Annotated in this window: 12 protein-coding genes and 1 other RNA gene; 3 read left to right on the forward strand and 10 right to left on the reverse strand. The window is 70.2% G+C overall.

Annotation, left to right across the window (positions count from 1 at the left end):
• Positions 1 to 26: 26 nt before the first annotated feature.
• The 8 genes from ACSDG8_RS12185 to pruA all read right to left on the reverse strand — a co-directional run bounded on the left by ACSDG8_RS12185 (position 27) and on the right by pruA (position 6,936).
• Positions 27 to 449, reverse strand: coding sequence for a hypothetical protein (locus tag ACSDG8_RS12185; protein WP_210896494.1), 423 nt, complete (start codon positions 447 to 449; stop codon positions 27 to 29).
• Positions 450 to 659: 210 nt separating this feature from the next.
• Positions 660 to 1,035: a transfer-messenger RNA gene (ssrA, locus tag ACSDG8_RS12190) on the reverse strand.
• Between the two features lie 103 nt (positions 1,036 to 1,138).
• Positions 1,139 to 1,618 carry an SsrA-binding protein SmpB gene (gene smpB / locus ACSDG8_RS12195; protein ID WP_030501421.1) on the reverse strand — a complete coding sequence of 160 codons (480 nt, stop codon included), beginning with the start codon at positions 1,616 to 1,618 and terminating at the stop codon, positions 1,139 to 1,141.
• A gap of 132 nt (positions 1,619 to 1,750) precedes the next feature.
• A complete protein-coding gene (gene ftsX / locus ACSDG8_RS12200) occupies positions 1,751 to 2,626 on the reverse strand; it encodes a permease-like cell division protein FtsX (protein ID WP_210896496.1) in 876 nt (291 codons plus the stop codon).
• A gap of 65 nt (positions 2,627 to 2,691) precedes the next feature.
• Entirely contained in the window at positions 2,692 to 3,372 is a 681-nt protein-coding gene (ftsE, locus tag ACSDG8_RS12205; protein ID WP_013284225.1) for a cell division ATP-binding protein FtsE, read from the reverse strand.
• Positions 3,373 to 3,490: 118 nt separating this feature from the next.
• Positions 3,491 to 4,612 carry a peptide chain release factor 2 gene (gene prfB / locus ACSDG8_RS12210; protein ID WP_210896498.1) on the reverse strand — a complete coding sequence of 374 codons (1,122 nt, stop codon included), beginning with the start codon at positions 4,610 to 4,612 and terminating at the stop codon, positions 3,491 to 3,493.
• A 45-nt stretch (positions 4,613 to 4,657) separates the two neighbouring features.
• Positions 4,658 to 5,173 (reverse strand): PadR family transcriptional regulator, encoded by a 516-nt coding sequence (locus ACSDG8_RS12215; protein WP_018787598.1) that lies wholly within the window; start codon positions 5,171 to 5,173, stop codon positions 4,658 to 4,660.
• Between the two features lie 134 nt (positions 5,174 to 5,307).
• Positions 5,308 to 6,936 carry an L-glutamate gamma-semialdehyde dehydrogenase gene (gene pruA / locus ACSDG8_RS12220; protein WP_210896503.1) on the reverse strand — a complete coding sequence of 543 codons (1,629 nt, stop codon included), beginning with the start codon at positions 6,934 to 6,936 and terminating at the stop codon, positions 5,308 to 5,310.
• A gap of 923 nt (positions 6,937 to 7,859) precedes the next feature.
• Between pruA and ACSDG8_RS12225 the strand changes: the two genes are divergently transcribed.
• Entirely contained in the window at positions 7,860 to 8,993 is a 1,134-nt protein-coding gene (locus ACSDG8_RS12225; protein ID WP_210896730.1) for a hypothetical protein, read from the forward strand.
• Positions 8,994 to 9,003: 10 nt separating this feature from the next.
• Here ACSDG8_RS12225 and ACSDG8_RS12230 read toward each other — a convergent pair whose 3' ends face one another.
• Entirely contained in the window at positions 9,004 to 9,513 is a 510-nt protein-coding gene (locus tag ACSDG8_RS12230) for a DUF6912 family protein (RefSeq protein ID WP_210896505.1), read from the reverse strand.
• A 141-nt stretch (positions 9,514 to 9,654) separates the two neighbouring features.
• Here ACSDG8_RS12230 and ACSDG8_RS12235 point away from each other — a divergent pair, with 141 nt between their 5' ends.
• A complete protein-coding gene (locus ACSDG8_RS12235) occupies positions 9,655 to 9,936 on the forward strand; it encodes a helix-turn-helix domain-containing protein (RefSeq protein WP_247660237.1) in 282 nt (93 codons plus the stop codon).
• Between the two features lie 95 nt (positions 9,937 to 10,031).
• Entirely contained in the window at positions 10,032 to 10,967 is a 936-nt protein-coding gene (locus ACSDG8_RS12240) for an Rv3235 family protein (RefSeq protein WP_439427885.1), read from the forward strand.
• A gap of 216 nt (positions 10,968 to 11,183) precedes the next feature.
• On the opposite strand, the gene secA is transcribed toward ACSDG8_RS12240, so the two are convergent.
• Positions 11,184 to 14,081, reverse strand: coding sequence for a preprotein translocase subunit SecA (secA, locus tag ACSDG8_RS12245; RefSeq protein ID WP_210896507.1), 2,898 nt, complete (start codon positions 14,079 to 14,081; stop codon positions 11,184 to 11,186).
• Positions 14,082 to 14,219 lie beyond the last annotated feature (138 nt).

The raw sequence follows: 14,219 nt of genomic DNA on the forward strand, positions 1-14,219 counted from the left end.
CGTGCCCGTCCGGAACGGTTCCGCGCTCAGTCCTCGCCGCCGAGGTCGGCCTGGCACGCCTCCCAGAGCAGGTCGGCGCCGTGCCGCCGGTGCCGGTCGAGCGCGCGCAGCAGGTCAACGGTGCGGGCGCGCACCTGGGCGGCGGACGCCCCGGGCAGCCGGACCGCGTGCTGGAGCGCGGCTAGCGCCGCCAGGATCGCGGCGTGCTCGGCGACCAGCAGGCGTACGCCCCGGTGCAGCCGCGGCGCGGCGCGCACCAGGTCGGCGTAGTGGCCGCCCGGCCCCTCGGTGACGCGGACGTGTTCGGTGAAGCCCCGCCGGACCGGGTCGAGGTCGGTGAGCAGGCGCTCCCGCCAGCGCGGGCCGCCGGTGGCCCGCGCGAGGGCGCGCAGGTCGCCGGGAGCGGTGGAGAGCACGGCGATCGGCTGCTGGATCGGACTGGTGACCATGGGACACCTCCCGCTGCTGGGCGAACCCGTATGGCGATGGTGGACCCGCTTCCGTGCGCTGTCCAGCGGTCGGCGCCGCCTCATCTGCCTGTCCTGCATCATCAGCCCCAGCGGCCACGCAAGCCTCAGGGGCGACGGCTCTCCAGGGACGACCGGCCTCGGAGACGGCTGTGCGCCCCGGTCCTCGTGGACCGGGGCGCACAGGCCGTGTAGTGGAGGTGCCGGGAATCGAACCCGGGTCCTTCGCCGGTTTGTCAGGGCTTCTCCGAGCGCAGCTCGCTGTGCCTCTACTCGGCCCCACCGCTCACGCGAGCAAGTTGGTGTGACGGGCCCAGTCGCTGATTAATCTCGCCGCACGGACCCCGCGACCGGGTCCGATTGGCCAGCCTTCTAGCTGATGCCGGCTAACTGGGTCGAAGGCGCTCCCAGGCCGACAGACTTGCTACTCGCCTCAGGCGGCGAGAGCGAAGTCAGCGCGATTGTTCTTGGCGCTTATTGGTTTCCGACGACCGATTCTCGAGACGACGTCGGCTTCCTCGGCTCGCTTCCCCTGTCGCTGCGTACGAAGTCGAAACCAGTCACCCCCTCGAAGCGCTGCCCCTGTCGGCAGCACACCAAGCGTAACGCCTGGCGCAACCGGATTCATCCCGAGGCCCGCTGGACGCGGACAGCCGGACGAACCGGATGTATCACTCAGCCATGCCCTTGCCGCGCCGGCCGACCGCCCGGGCGATCTCCTTGGCGGCGTCCCGCTTGGCCAGGTCCTGGCGCTTGTCGTACGACTTCTTACCCCGGGCCAGGCCGATCTCCACCTTGGCCCAGCCGTCGGAGAAGTAGACCTGCAACGGCACCAGCGTCAGGCCGCTCTCCTTGAGCTTGCCCAGCAACCGGTCGATCTCGATCCGGTTGAGCAGCAGCTTGCGCGTACGCCGGGGCTCATGGTTGGTCCAGGTGCCCTGGGCGTACTCCGGGATGTGCATGGCGTGCAGGTAGATCTCGCCGTCACGCTCCTGGGCGAACGCGTCGACGAGCGACGCCCGCCCGGCCCGCAGCGACTTGACCTCGGTGCCGGTCAGCGCCATGCCCGCCTCGTACGTGTCGAGGATGGCGTAGTCGTGCCGCGCCTTCTTGTTGGAGGCGACCACCTTGCGACCCTTTTCCCGTGGCATCGGCGCCACCTCCCTTCCGGTCCCGTCGCCGGCCACCGGCCGACGAGCGAAGATCATGCTACCGGAACCACAAGGGCCCTCCCGCGCGGTTTATTCCGCGCCGGAGGGCCCTTGCCGGAGCCGGACGGGTAACTAGACCCGCAGGTAGAAGCGGAGCGTGACCCAGGCAGTGACCGCGCTGACCACGCCACCGACGGCGGCCATCAGCGGGAAGGTCAGGAAGATGTCGGACCACGAGATCGGGGTGATCAGACCCTCCAGGGCCGCCATCGAACTGCCGGCCGCGAGCACCTTCACCGCGATCAACGCGAGCAGGCCGAGGAGGGAGCCGAACAGACCGGCCACCACCGCCTCGAGCACGAACGGCGCCTGGATGAACCAGTTCGACGCGCCGACCAGCTTCATGACCGCGACCTCACGCCGCTTGCTGTACGCGGCCACCTGGATGGTGTTCGCGACGAGCAACAGGGCGGCGACGGCCATCACGATCGCGATCGCGAGAGCGCCGTTCTGGAAGCCGCTGAGCACGCCGAAGACCTTGTCGAGCAGCTTGCTCTGGTCGACGATCGTGTCGATGCCCTCGGCGGTCTTGTACTTGTCGTAGATCGCCTTGTACTGCTCGGGGTCGTTGAGCTTGACCCGGTACGACTCGGGAAGCTGGTCCGGCTTGACCGCGCTGACCAGGTCCGGGGCGTCGGCGTACATCTGCTGGAAGCGCTCGTACGCCTGGTCCTTGTTGACGTACGTCGAGTCCTTGACCAGTGGGTCCTGGTCGAGCTGCTGACCCAGCGCGTCGACCTGTTCCTTGGTGGCATCGGTCTTCAGGAAGATCGAGACCTCGACGTTCTCGTAGTAGAGGTCCTTCATGTCGCCGACCTTCTGGTACAGAAGGCCGCTGCCGCCCAGCATGAAGAGCGACACCGCCATTGTGATGATCATGGCGATGGTCATGGTGACGTTGCGCCACAGCCCGACCAGTACTTCGGACAGGACGTACTTCATCCGCATCGGGATATTCCTCCGGCTCTCCGGCGTGAGGGTTCGTCGTCAGGGTCTACGGAACGTCGTCCGGCTCAGCCGTAGACGCCGCGGGCCTGGTCGCGCACGATGCGGCCGCTCTCGATCTCGATCACCCGGCGCCGCATCTGGTTCACGATGTTGGAGTCGTGCGTGACCATCACGACGGTCGTGCCGGTGCGGTTGATCCGGTCCAGCAGGCGCATGATCTCGATCGAGGTGTCCGGGTCCAGGTTTCCGGTGGGCTCGTCGGCCAGCAGGATCAGCGGCCGGTTGACGAACGCCCGGGCCACCGCCACACGCTGCTGCTCACCACCGGAGAGCTCGTGCGGGTAGCGGTGCTCCTTGCCACCGAGACCGACCAGCTCCAGCACCTCCGGCACGACCCGGCGGGCCACCGCCTTCGTCTTGCCGATCACCTCCAACGCGAACGCCACGTTCTCGTACGCGGTGCGGTTCGGCAGCAGGCGGAAGTCCTGGAAGACACAGCCGATGGAACGCCGGAAGTGTGGTCGCTTCCAGGAACGCATCGACGTGACGTCCTTGCCGTTGACGACGACCCGGCCCTTGTTGGGCGTGACCTCGTGCAGCAGCAACTTGATGATGGTGGACTTGCCGGAGCCGGATGGACCGATGAAGAAGACGAACTCGCCCTTCTCGATCGAGACGGACACGTTGTCGAGCGAAGGCCGGGACGCCTTCGGGTACGTCTTCGTCACTTGCTCAAGCTGAATCACGGGTCGGTAGTCTACGCGGTGTAACCGCAGAGCCAAGCCCCCAGGCCCGTCGAAGCGGTGCGCGTCATCGATTTACCCGGTCAGACCGAGATCGATGACGCGCTCAGTCCGACCGTGATCACGCACCGTCAGCGGTGAGCTGCTGCTGCTTCCGCCAGCGGATTCCCGCCTCGATGAAGCTGTCCAGGTCACCGTCGAAGACCGAGGACGGATTGCCCGTCTCCTGTTCGGTACGCAGATCCTTCACCATCTGATACGGGTGCAGGACGTACGAGCGCATCTGGTCGCCCCAGGAGCTGGTGCCGCCGGACTTGAGGCCGGCGAGCTTCTCCTCCTCCTCCTGACGCTTGCGCTCCAGCAGACGGGACTGGAGCACCCGCATCGCGGAGGCCTTGTTCTGTAGCTGGGACTTCTCGTTCTGGCAGGTCACCACGATGCCGGTGGGGATGTGGGTCAGCCGCACCGCCGAGTCGGTGGTGTTGACGCTCTGCCCACCCGGCCCGGACGACCGGTAGACGTCCACCCGGACCTCGTTCTCCGGGATGTCGATGTGGTCGGTCTGCTCGGTGACCGGCAGCACCTCGACGCCGGCGAAGCTGGTCTGCCGGCGGCCCTGGTTGTCGAACGGGCTGATCCGCACCAGCCGGTGGGTGCCGGACTCCACGCTGAGCGTGCCGTAGGCGTACGGAACCTTCACCGTGAAGGTGGCCGACTTCAGGCCTGCCTCCTCGGCGTACGAGGTCTCGTAGACCTCGGTCGGGTAGCCGTGCCGCTCGGCCCAGCGCAGGTACATCCGCAGCAGCATCTCGGCGAAGTCCGCGGCGTCCACGCCACCGGCGCCGGCCCGGATCGCCACCAGCGCCTCCCGGGAGTCGTACTCACCGGAGAGCAGCGTGCGGACCTCCATCTCCTGGATGGCCTTGGTCAGCCCGGCGATCTCCGACTCGACCTCGGTCAGCACGCCCGGGTCGTCCTCCGCCTGGGCCAGCTCCAGCAGCACGCCGGCGTCGTCGAGCCGGGAACGCAGGTCACCGAGCTTGGAGATCTCGCCGTTGACGTACGACAGCTGCGACGTGACCTGCTGCGCCTTGGCCTGGTCGTCCCAGAGGTCCGGCGCGGAGGCCTCCTGCTCCAGCCGTGCCTTCTGCTCGCGCAGCTTGTCGAGGTCGAGCACAGCCTCGATGTTGCGCAGCGTGGCGTCGAGTTCCTTGAGCTGTTCGGCGTAATCGGCAGCGGTCACGACAGACAAGACTACTGCCTAGTCCAGCGAGTTCGCCGCAGGTGGTCAGCCGACCGGCGCGGTCTTGAGCCAGGACAGCGCCGCCTTGTGGTAGGCGACCGCGAACTCCAGCGCGCTGGCGTCGTAGCTGTCGCCTTCCTTCTTGGCGTTCTTGACCTGCTCCCGCACCGCCGCCAGCGCCTCGGTGTGGTACTCGTTCGCCGAGGCGTACAGGTTCTTCAGCTGGCTCGCCGAGTGCAGGTTGCCGAACGCGATCCGTAGCGCTATCGGGTTACGGATGGTGTCCTTGCCGGGATTCTCCGCCAGCCAGCGGGAGAATGTCCGTTTACCGGCAGCTGTGAGCGCGTACGGCTGGCTCATGCGCGGCCCGGGCTTGCCGAGACGCACCAGACCCTTCTCGGCCAGGACCGGTAGCTCGCGGTAGACCTGACTGCGGGTCATCGACCAGTACGGCGCCAGCCGGCGCTCGGCCGCGGCCATCAACTGGCCGCCAGTCATCGGGCCGTCGTGCAGCAGGCCGAGCAAAGCTGCCGCCGTCGGGTTGACTCCGGAATCCGCCATGCCCTCTAAGCTGCCACTTTGTCGGCTCTGGCGTCCAGGATTTGCCTATTTCGGCACCCGATGACGGGTCCGATGTGCACTGTCGGGTGAGGAAGAGGGCCCGCTCCGGCCGGGACGGGCCCTCTTGGAGCGCCTCAGCCCATGTGCGGGTAGACGTGATCGGTCGGCGGAACGAACGTCTCCTTGATCGTCCGGGGCGACATCCAGCGGACCAGGTTGTGCCAGGAACCCGCCTTGTCGTTGGTGCCGCTGGCCCGGGCGCCGCCGAACGGCTGCTGCCCGACCACCGCGCCGGTCGGCTTGTCGTTGATGTAGAAGTTGCCGGCCGCGTACCGCATCTTCTCCGCCACCTGGTCGACCACCCGGCGGTCGGTCGCGAAGATCGACCCGGTCAGCGCGTACGGCGCGATCGACTCGGCCTGGGCGACCACCTCGTCGAAGCGGGCGTCGTCGAAGACGTGCACGCCGAGGATCGGGCCGAAGTACTCGGTGGTGAACGTCTCGTGCGCGGCGTCGGAGCACTCGAACAGCGTCGGCCGGACGAAGTAGCCGACCGAGTCGTCGGCGGTGCCCCCGGCCAGGATGCGGCAGGAGTCGTCGCCCTTGATCAGGTCGAGCGCGGCGGTGTGCCGGCCGAACGCCTTGTCGTCGATCACCGCGCCGCCGAAGTTGCTGAAGTCGGTGACGTCGCCGTAGGTCAGCGAGTCGGCGGTGGCGGCGAGCCGGTCGCGCAGCCCGCCCTCCCAGATCGACCGCGGGACGTACGCCCGGGACGCGGCCGAGCACTTCTGCCCCTGGTACTCGTAGGCGCCCCGGATCAGCGCGGTGTGCAGCGCGTCCACGTCGGCGCTGGTGTGCGCGACCACGAAGTCCTTGCCGCCGGTCTCGCCGACCAGGCGGGGGTAACCGCGGTAGCGGGCGATGTTGTCGCCGACCGTCTTCCACAGGTGCTGGAACACCTTTGTCGAGCCGGTGAAGTGGATGCCTGCCAGGTCAGGGTCGGCGAGCACCACCTCGGAGACCTCCTCGCCGCGGCCGGTGACCATGTTGATCACGCCGGGCGGCAGGCCGGCAGCCTCGAACAGGCGCATGGTGAAGTGCGCCGCGAACTGCTGCGTCGGGGACGGCTTCCAGACCACTGTGTTGCCGAGCATGGCCGGCGCGGACGGCAGGTTGCCGGCGATCGCGGTGAAGTTGAACGGGGTGATCGCGTAGACGAAGCCCTCCAGCGGCCGGTGGTCGAGACGGTTCCAGACCCCGGGCGAGGACAGCGGCTGCTCGGCCAGGAGCCGCCGGGCGAAGTGCACATTGAAGCGGAGGAAGTCGATCAGCTCGCACGCCGCGTCGATCTCCGCCTGGACGGCGGTCTTGGACTGCCCGAGCATGGTGGCCGCGTTGAGCGTGTCCCGCCAGGGGCCGGCCAGCAGGTCGGCCGCGCGCAGGAAGATCGCGGCCCGCTCCTCGAACGGCAACGCCCGCCACATCGGCGCGGCGTCCTTGGCGGCCTGCACCGCGGCGCGGGCGTCGTCGTGCGTGGCGTGCCCGGTGACGCCGAGGACGTGCGCGTGCTTGTGCGGCTGCACCACGTCGATCGACGCGCCGCCGGCCATCCGCCGCTCACCGGCGATCGTCATCGGCAGCTCGATCCGCTCGGCGGCCAGCTCGGCCAGCCGCCGCTGGAGCCGCTCCCGGTCGGCGCTGCCGGGCTCATAGGTGTGAACCGGCTCGTTGATCGGCTCGGGTACGGAGAACACGGCGTCCATCACAGGCTCCTGGCGATCTCGACGGCGACGGCGAAACCGGACCCGCGGGCGCCGGCCGGGCGGCCGGACACCGGGACGCCGCGGGGTGGGCGGCGGCGGGACCTGGCCCCGATTCTGTCACGACAAGCCCTCCCCGGACGCGCCTCCCTGGCACACCGGACGGCCGGGTCGTCTCCGGACCGTCGGCCCCAACCCGCCCCATTCCGACGAAACATCGGATCACAGTTCCTTCTGTCGACGATTCGTCAGCCGCCCACGGGCCGGTTGATCCACTCCACCTCGGGGAGGTGGCGGTGTCCGCCGCGTGCTGCGGGCGATCAAACGCACAGGCGCCACACGCCCGCGCCCGTGCCCGCAGAATGCGGGCACGCCCCGGGCTCGCGGGTATCGGCCATTGATCGACTCCACCTCGGGGAGATGGCGGTATCCGAGCCCCCGGGATGCCACCACATCGCCGAACTGCAGTCGATCAACGCGCAGACGGCACGTAGCAGGCCGCAAGCGCCATCCGACACCACGACCCAGCCCTGGCTCGGGTTCCCCGGCTCGCGGATATCGGCCACTGATCCACTCCACCTCGGCGATGTGGTGGCATCCGAGCCCTCGGGATGCCACCACATCGGCGTACAGCAGTCGATCAAGGCGCGGACGGCACGTCGCAGGCCGCGAGCGCCGCCCAACACCACGATCCAGCCCTGGCTCGGACACCCCGACTCGCGGGTATCGGCCATTGATCCACTCCACCTCGGGGAAACGGCGGTATCCGAGCCCCCGGGATGCCACCACATCGCCGAGCTGCAGTCGATCACCGCGCAGACGGCACACGGCCCTCCAGAAGAGCGGCGGCGCGCCGCGTACGCTGGATGACCGGTGACCTGCCCGGCCCGGCGCGGGTGGATCCGGCGACCGTCGAAGGGAAGACGATGAGCAACCAGCCCGGCAGCTCCACGGCCGCGGAGACGGATCAGCCTGAGGCCGTCGAGCCGACCACGGGCGAGGTGACGGCTGCCGAGGCGCCGGCCGGCTCCGACGACGGGCCGACCGGCGAGGCGGGCACTTACGACGCGACGGGCACGGACGATGCGGCGGGCACTGACAACGCGACCGCCGGGTACGAGGCAGGCGCCGACGAGGGCACGGCCACCGGCGGGCGGCCGGAGTTCGCCCCAGGCGCGCTCGTGCTCGCCCTGGTCTCGATCGGGTGGCTGGCCGCCATGCTCTGGTCGACCCGCGAGGCGATCCACTCGACAGCGGCCGGCGTCACCGCGATCAGCCTCTCCGCGTACGCGCTGCCCGGCGTCATCACCGCGGCGCTGGTCACCGGCGCCACCGTCGCCCTGGCCGCGACCAACCGGCTGGGCCGGGCCACGCTGCGCTTCCTGGCCGCCGTCGGGACCGGCCTGGTGGTCGGGCTCCTCGCCGCGGTGGCGATCAACCTGACGTACGCCGACAACGCCACCACGAACACGATCGCCGGAACCGCTGCGGCAGCCGCGATCATCGGCGGCGCGATGGCTGGCGCGCGTCAGGCCCGGGTGGTGGGTGCGATCACCGCGGCGACGCTCACCGCGCAGATCTTCGTGGTGCTGTTCAGCCGCGTCCGCGATCCGCTGTCCGATCTGTTCGGCGCCGGGGAGACCCAGCAGTCGGTGCTCGACGCCGCCAAGTGGGTCTCGCGTACCGAATCGCTGCTCGCCGGCCTGCTCGCCGGCCTGGCCGCGTACCTCTATCTGACCTGGTCCCGACGCCGGGCCGAGCGCCGTGACGGCGTGGCGTCGCCGCTGCGCTGGCCGGCTTATCTGGTGGCCGGCGCGGGCGCGGGCCTGCTCCTGCTGCTCACCGAGGTGATCATCCGGGTCGGCGGCCGTGGGCTGCTCGACCTGGCCGCCGCGCTCAGCGAGGCCGACGAGGTGGCGCAGACCGCGCTCGGCACCTCACGGGTGGACAACGGGATCTGGGTGCTCTTCGTTGGCGCGCTGACCACGCTCATCGTGTTCGGCCGCACGCTCGGCCCGCGCCCGCTCGAGGACGAGGCGGACGAGCCGGCGGCGCCCTGAGCGACAAGCCTCAGCCGGCGTCGCGCAGCAGCAGGTCCAGCTCGGTCACGTCGTACCACTCCAGCTCGTGGTCCTCGGCGCCGTCGACGGTGAACTGGGCGTCGGGGTCTCCGGCCTGGGCCTCGGCCACCACCTCGACGGCAGCGGCCACATCCTCGACCGCCTCCGCGCCGTCGACGTGCAGCGCGGCGACCGACTTCACCGGTACGGGCCCGGCCGGCCGGACCACGCTCGACCCCAGCTCGCCGCCCACCCGTTCGACAGCCCGGGCGGGCAGGTCGGCCGAGACGACAACCCGTCGCCGGGGCGCGGCGGGATCGCTCCGGAGCAGGAGCAGCGCGTCCTGGGCGGCCCGGGTGAAGGCCACGTACTCCAGTTCCTCCTCGTCGCCCTCGGCGTACCACTCGCGCAGTTCCGGGGTGACCGCGTGCGCCGCCTCGGCGGTCAGGCCCTCCTCGCGCAGCCGGGCGAGCATGGGTACGGTCGCCGGCAGGTACACCCGGACAAGCTCGTCGGTCACCGGTCACTCCCGCACTCAGGCCAACCGCCGGCGGACGCCGGCTCCGGGCGCCGATCATGCCGTACGCCAGGACCGTCATACACCCGGCACCCGCGCGGGTGAAGTCTCCCGCCGGTGTGTCAGGCGAACGGGCCTGGGGCGATGTCAGCTGGTGATGGCAAACTAAGGCAAACGAAGCCAACCCCGGGAGTCACCGTGGAGTCGAGGTTCCTGCTGTTGTCCGACGTCGCCGCCGAGCTGAACGTCTCGGACTCGCAGGTCTACCACATGGTCCGCAGCGGCGAGCTGCCGGCGATCAAGATCGGCGGCCGGGGACAGTGGCGGGTTGAGCGCTCCCGGCTGGAGGAATACATCGAGCGCAAGTACGCGGAGACGGCGGAGTGGGTACGCGGGAACCCACTCGGCGAGCGCGACGAGGAGTGACCGCCCGAGGACCGTCGGCCATTGACGACGGTGAGGCGGGTCCGGGAAGATGAAGCACTGTCGGAGGCAAACGAAGGCAAACGCAAGGAACTGAGATGGTCGACACCCGCCGTCCCCGCGCACCCCGCCCGCCGGTCCGTCTCCGGCCCGCCCCGCCGCTCGACCCGCCGTGCATCGACGAGGACCCGGTCTGGAGTTCGCTCGGCCAGCTCGCGCTCGACCTCGCCGACCCGCGCCGCCGTGACCCCGCGCGCCCAGCCGCACGCCCGGCCGGACGCGCCCCGGATCCGGCTCCGGCCTGGCCGCGCTGGTCCAGCTCACTCGACCGGCTGCCGACCCTCGCGCCGCCCTCGGGTGGCCCGGCCGCCCCGACACCCACCTCCAGCACGCCCGAACCCGGCAGCCCCACGCCCGGGCCCGGCGGCGCAACGCCCGGACCCGGCGGCGCAACGCCCGGACCCGGCGGCGCAACGCCCGGACCCGGCGGCACCAAGCCCGGACTCAGCGATGCCACACCGGAACCGGGCGGCCCCACGCCCGGACCCGGCGGCGCAATGCACGGACCGGGCGGCCCTGGGCCGGGACCCGGCGGCCCCACGCGCGCCACGCCCGGACCCGGCGGTCGCACACCCGGATACGGCGACCTGACGTTCGACACCGGCACTCCCACCTCGGCGCTCGCCTCCGCCACGCCGGAAGGGGCGCGGGCAGCGCACCGGTTCGTCCGCACCTTCCTGGAGATCGTCAACGGCTTCCGGCCGCCCGGTCAGCTCCGGCCGCTCTGCCTGCCCGAGGCCGTCGGGCCGGTGACGGCCGAGCTGACCCGCGCGGCCCGCCGGGTGACTCCGGTCCGCCGCCGTACCGCCCGGCCGGCCCTGCTCCTGCGGCGGCTGCGGGTCTGCGAGCCCCGCGCGGGCGCGGTCGAGGCGACCGCGGTGTTCGTCGGCGCCGCGGGCGCGAGCTGGGCCGTCGCGCTGCGCCTGGAACGCCGCCGCGGCACCTGGCTGTGCCTGGTCCTGGACGTCCTCTAACCCCAAAACCCCTACCCCCGCACTCGACGCACCAACGCCACCGCTGCGCCGATCTTGCACTTGCGGACCCTCGATAGCGACACAAAACGGACCAGAGGCGGGCCACAACTGCAAGATCGCGGGAGAAGGCGCGGGGCGGGGGCAGGGTGGGAGACCAGGGACGGGGACGGCGACGGGCCCCGGCCGGGAGGCCGGGGCCCGTCGGGGCGTTCGGGGTCAGTTGCCGCCGTTGGGCGAGCCGTGGCAGCGCTTGTACTTGCGGCCCGAGCCGCACGGGCAGGGCGCGTTACGGGACGGGCCCTCGCCGCCGTCGACCTGGCCCGGGGCGGCCCGCCGGGCGGTGCTCGCCGCGACCGCCTGGCCGCTCGCCCCGGCCGGCGCGCGACGCGGCGTGGAGGCGGCAGGGCGCTCCGACTGCTGGCCGATGCCGAGCGCCGGCGCCTGCTGCTCCGGCCGCTCGATCACCGGGACACCGCGACCGGCCTCGCCGTCCACAGCGGGGGCGGAGTACTGCAGGCCCTGCTGCTGCGGCGCGCGGTTGAGACCCTTGGCCCGGATCTCCACCGGCTTCTCCAGCAGCTCCACCTGCTCGGCCTCCGGCTCGGCCTCCTCGACCTGCACGTCCAGGTTGTAGAGGAAGCCGACCGTCTCCTCCTTGATGCCGTCCATCATGGAGGCGAACATGTCGAAGCCCTCGCGCTGGTACTCGATGACCGGGTCGCGCTGGGCGTACGCCCGCAGGCTGATGCCCTCCTGGAGGTAGTCCATCTCGTAGAGGTGCTCGCGCCACTTGCGGTCGATCACCTGGAGCAGGACCATCCGCTCGAGCTGGCGCACCGCCTCCTCGCCGAGGCTCTCCTCGCGCCGGTCGTACGCGGCGTGCGCGTCCTCCTTGAGGCGGGCGAGCAGGAAGTCCTGGTCGATGCCCGAGCGGGAGCCGACCTCCTCCTCCAACTCCTCGACGGTGACGCCGACCGGGTACAGCTGCTTCAGGCTCGACCACAGCTGGTCGAGATCCCAGTCCTCGGCGTAGCCGTCGCTCGTCGCGCCGACCACGTACGCGGTCACCACGTCGTCGATCATGTTGCGGACCTGGTCGGACAGGTCCTCGCCGTTGAGCACCCGGAGGCGCTCGGCGTAGATCACCTGGCGCTGCTTGTTCAGCACCTCGTCGTACTTGAGGACGTTCTTGCGGATCTCGGCGTTCTGGCCCTCGATCTGGGCCTGGGCGCTCCTGATCTGGCGGGTGACCATCTTCGACTCGATGGGCACGTCCTCCGGGATGTTGAAGCGGTCCATCACCGCCTCGACCGCGCCGGCCCGGAAGCGCTTCATCAGCTCGTCCTGCAGCGACAGGTAGAAGCGGGACTCGCCCGGGTCACCCTGCCGGCCGGCGCGACCGCGCAGCTGGTTGTCGATCCGGCGGGACTCGTGCCGCTCGGTGCCCAGCACGTACAGGCCGCCGACGGCGGCGACCTCCTCCGCCTCGGTGTCGCACGCCTGCTTCCAGGTCGGGAGGATCTCCTCCATCGCCTTGGCGTACTCCTCCGGCTGCTCGACCGGGTCGAGCCCACGCTGGCGGAGCTCGTTCGCGGCGAGGAACTCGGGGTTGCCGCCGAGCAGGATGTCAGTGCCGCGGCCGGCCATGTTGGTCGCGACGGTGACCGCGCCCCTGCGCCCGGCCTGCGCGACGATCTCCGCCTCCTTGGCGTGGAACTTCGCGTTCAGCACCGAGTGCGGGATGCCGCGGCGGCGCAGCATGTGCGACAGGATCTCGGAGTTCTCCACCGAGACGGTGCCGACCAGCACCGGCTGGCCCTGCTCGTGCCGCTCGGCGATGTCCTCGACGACGGCGTTGAACTTGGCCTTCTCGGTCTTGTAGATGACGTCGGGCCGGTCGAGCCGGACCATCGGCCGGTGCGTCGGGATGGTCACGACGCCGACCTTGTAGACCTTGTTGAACTCGCCCGCCTCGGTCTGGGCGGTACCGGTCATGCCGGAGAGCTTCTCGTAGAGGCGGAAGTAGTTCTGGAGGGTGATGGTGGCCAGGGTCTGGTTCTCCTGCTTGATCTCCACCCCCTCCTTGGCCTCGATCGCCTGGTGCATGCCCTCGTTGTAGCGGCGGCCGTGCAGAATGCGGCCGGTGAACTCGTCGACGATCAGGACCTCACCGTCGTTGACGATGTAGTCCTTGTCGCGCTTGTAGAGCTCCTTGGCCTTGATCGCGTTGTTCAGGTAGCCGACGAGCGGGGTGTTCACCGACTCGTAGAGGTTGTCGATGCCGAGGCGGTCCTCCACCTTGGCCACGCCGCGCTCGGTGATCGCGATGGTGCGCTTGGCGTAGTCGACCTCGTAGTCGCCCTCGCCGTCGGTGCCGGGCTGGAGCCGGGCCACCACCGTGGCGAACTCCTGGTACCACCGGGCGGAGTGCTCGGCCGGTCCGGAGATGATCAGCGGGGTACGCGCCTCGTCGATCAGGATCGAGTCGACCTCGTCGACCACGGCGAAGAAGTGGCCGCGCTGGACCAGCTCGTCCTTCGACCAGGCCATGTTGTCGCGCAGGTAGTCGAAGCCGAACTCGTTGTTCGTGCCGTAGGTGATGTCGCACTCGTAGGCCGCGCGGTGCTCGGTGGCGGGCCGGTTGGGCAGCACCACGCCGACGCTCAGGCCGAGGAACTCGTGCACCCGGCCCATCCAGGCGGCGTCGCGCTCGGCCAGGTAGTCGTTCACCGTGATCACGTGCACGCCCTTGCCGGCGAGCGCGTTCAGGTAGACCGGCATGACCGAGGTGAGCGTCTTGCCCTCACCGGTCTTCATCTCGGCGATGTTGCCGAAGTGCAGCGCCGCGCCACCCATCACCTGGACGTCGTACGGGCGCTGGCCGAGCACCCGCGAGGCGGCCTCGCGGCACACCGCGAACGCCTCGGGCAGCAGGTCGTCGAGGGTCGCGCCATCCTCGAGCCGCTCCTTGAACTGGTCGGTCATGTCGCGCAGCTCGTCGTCGCTGAGGTTGACGTAGTCGTCCTCGATCGAGTTGACGGCGGCAGCGATGGCCTTCAGCCGACGCACCATGCGGCCCTCGCCGGCGCGAAGGAACTTTTCCAGAATCGACACGGATCAACGCTCCCCTAGACGGTCTCGAACCATCGTAGGCGCTCGGAGGCGACGATGGTCACTGGTGGCGGCGGTCCGGGCTCCGGAACCCGACATAACGCCGCGACCGTGCGCCACCGGCCGCTAATCGGGTTACGC

This window comes from Micromonospora sp. LA-10, assembly GCF_051853095.1.
GTDB lineage: Bacteria > Actinomycetota > Actinomycetes > Mycobacteriales > Micromonosporaceae > Micromonospora > Micromonospora echinospora_A.